This is a genomic window from Serratia sp. BIGb0163, assembly GCF_024809935.1.
GTDB classification, from domain to species: domain Bacteria; phylum Pseudomonadota; class Gammaproteobacteria; order Enterobacterales; family Enterobacteriaceae; genus Serratia; species Serratia quinivorans.
Map to the genome: position 1 here is coordinate 1 of NZ_JANUDZ010000018.1, position 2,554 is coordinate 2,554.

Genomic DNA, 2,554 nt, shown 5'->3' on the forward strand with positions numbered 1-2,554 from the left:
GCGCAAACGCGCAGCCCCGCAGGTACACGCACGGGTGTCGATATACCGCAAGCGGTGGACAATATGGGCTGGCGCTCTCATTGGGTTAGCATCCCAACCTGGGATGGCGGCCGACGGACCCCTCATCGTCATGGGCCTATCCGGTCCATCACAAACCGGGATGCTTGGTAGTGGTTTCGCAAGCACTGGGTCCACCAGCGGGTGGACGCAATCGAATGACTACGGGGGCATCTGCCTTAGCAACTCAAGCCAAGCGTGCGACGGAAAGGGGGTCTGGGCTGCTCGTGCGACCCCAATCGGCTGGGGGGTAGAGAACAAACGTTCGCGGGCCGGACTGGTTTTGGTCGCGAGCGGCATCGCGTCAATGGAATGTATTCCGACCAGCTCCTGCGATAAGGATATGGTGAAAACCCTAAACCTTGCTACGGGGCAGGCTACCACGCAAGACGGCAGGAGTTATACGGCCTGCGAGCCTGTAGAAGGCAACTCGGGAAAACGATCGGCTTGGTACACATTAAGCATCCGCTCCCAATGCCCTAACAATACCGGAAACATCATGCCTAGCGCGCAAACCACCCTAAACTATAATGTTATCCTGGTTCCGTACGCACTAACCCCCCAGGCCGCTGGAACCCTTAACCTCGACACTCTGCTGATCGGAGTCCACTCAATAGCCGACTATTCGGTCGCGGTCGCCAAGCCCAATGCGATCGTCTTCACCGGCCTCATGTGCACATTCGCCGGCAAGACGAACTACGACTTGGGGCTCATCGAGGCCTCGACGGTACCGGATACGCCCGCTGCTATAGTCAACCTCGCTGCCAGTGGACTGGCCGTTACCTGTGCCGGGACGAACACGTCGGGACTTTCCGTGCCTATCAGCTATACGTTGCAACCAGCCGGTGCCAACGCAGTGACCAATAACACCCAACTCACCAACATCCAGCAGCCCTCGTTCTATATGCTCTTTACGAACGATGGATCGGCTTCTTGCAACATCAATGACCCAAAAGCCATTCCGTTAAACGGCGTGACACCAACAAAAATCATCGACGTCAAGCCGGGCGATCCCATGGCATCGGCACCCGTGCCTTTGGGTGCCACGCTCTGCTCGACAGGGGTTACCACCCAAAAGCCGGGGACCTATGAGATGGCCGTCACCGCCTCGATAGTGAGCTACTGACCGTGAATATCCTCGTGAGGGCCGTAACTGTCCTGCGGCAACATGCAGCTGCTTCACTTTCACGACCTCGTCTAAAGCCGCGGGCCGCCCTCGGAGGAGGACTCTCTCGATGGCCTACAAACGTGACGAGGCTGACGAAGGGAGCGACACTGCGCCCAGGTATGTGCCGGGGTCTGTTTAACACGGCTTTACCGTGGACTGTGATAAGGGGCTGCGGGTGAAGAAAAAAATACAATACCAGACAGAGGATGTGACGATGAAAGAAAACAAACCGGGGGCACGTGCACCCTTACGGCCCCTTCGCCTGGCCGCGCTGACCCTGGCCCTATTGAGTGCTGGGGCGCTGACGGTCGCGACCGCCGGTAATGCGCTACCCACGAGTGCAGCCACGGTGGCGCAGGCGGAGGATGAGGAGGCAAGCACCGCCGTGCAGCCTGCCGACCAGGCGGCCACCCAGATAGCCACGTTGCAAAAACAGTTAAGCGAGCAGCAGGAACTGCTGCGCTCCCTGCAGGAGCGCATGACCCACACCGGGGTCGCCACCACCGCTGAGGCCCCGGTTGCCGTATCGGTACCGCCGGCAGCAGCGACTGTGGCGCCCGTCGCGTCGTCCGCTGTGGCTGCACCCGCGACAGCGCCGGCTACCGTCTCTCCGGCCGTTGTGCCGCCGGAGGTACCTGCCCCGGCGGCGCCCAGGGCGCAGTCCGTTGCGCCGGATGCTGTCCCCGTGGCCGAACAGTCGGGGAGCCCGCAGACCACCGCCCAGCGGCAGGCCTACGCCAGTGGGGTGTCGGTGTGGCGCGAAATCCAGTCCTCAATGACCGCCCAGCGCAGTATGGGCATTGAGCTGGATCCGGCCTGGGTGATGCAGGGGTTGCAGGACATGGCGGAACGTAAGCCGTTGCGCATGAGTCGCGAGTCGGTGGACACCATCATGGTGACCCTCAATGAGCTGTATCTGGAGAAGGCGGGGGAGGAGCGCAAGCGTCAACAGACCGAAGGGCGCGCGTTCCAGTCTGCGTTTATGAAGGAAAAAGGGGCGGCGCGGGACGCCGGGAGTTTGTACCGCATTGTGAGCGCCGGGAAGGGTAAGCGTATTACGGCCTCCGACGTGGTGACCGTCACGGTCACCGGCACCCTGCCGGATGGCACGGTGTTTGATGCCAGCGGCCAGAACGGGCAGACCAAAACCGCCAAGGTCGGCGCGCTGATGCCGGCGGTGGCGATTGGGCTGCAGAAGATTTCCCGCGGCGGCCATATCAAGGTGGTGGTGCCACCGGAGAAAGGCTACGGCGATGCGGGCCTGCCGCCGACCATTCCGGGCGGGGCGACGCTCATCTTTGACATCGCAGTGGCAGACGCGGGGTAAGT

Annotated in this window: 2 protein-coding genes; both read left to right on the forward strand. The window is 61.7% G+C overall.

The annotated features are described in order from the left end of the window. Window positions 1–556 precede the first annotated feature (556 nt). Complete coding sequence (locus M2406_RS26355) at window positions 557–1,183, forward strand: hypothetical protein (RefSeq protein WP_259191935.1); 627 nt, start codon at window positions 557–559, stop codon at window positions 1,181–1,183. A gap of 193 nt (window positions 1,184–1,376) precedes the next feature. Next, the gene (locus M2406_RS26360) at window positions 1,377–2,552 is read left to right on the forward strand and encodes an FKBP-type peptidyl-prolyl cis-trans isomerase (protein WP_259191936.1); all 1,176 of its coding nucleotides are present in this window, start codon (window positions 1,377–1,379) and stop codon (window positions 2,550–2,552) included. The last annotated feature ends 2 nt before the right edge of the window (window positions 2,553–2,554 follow it).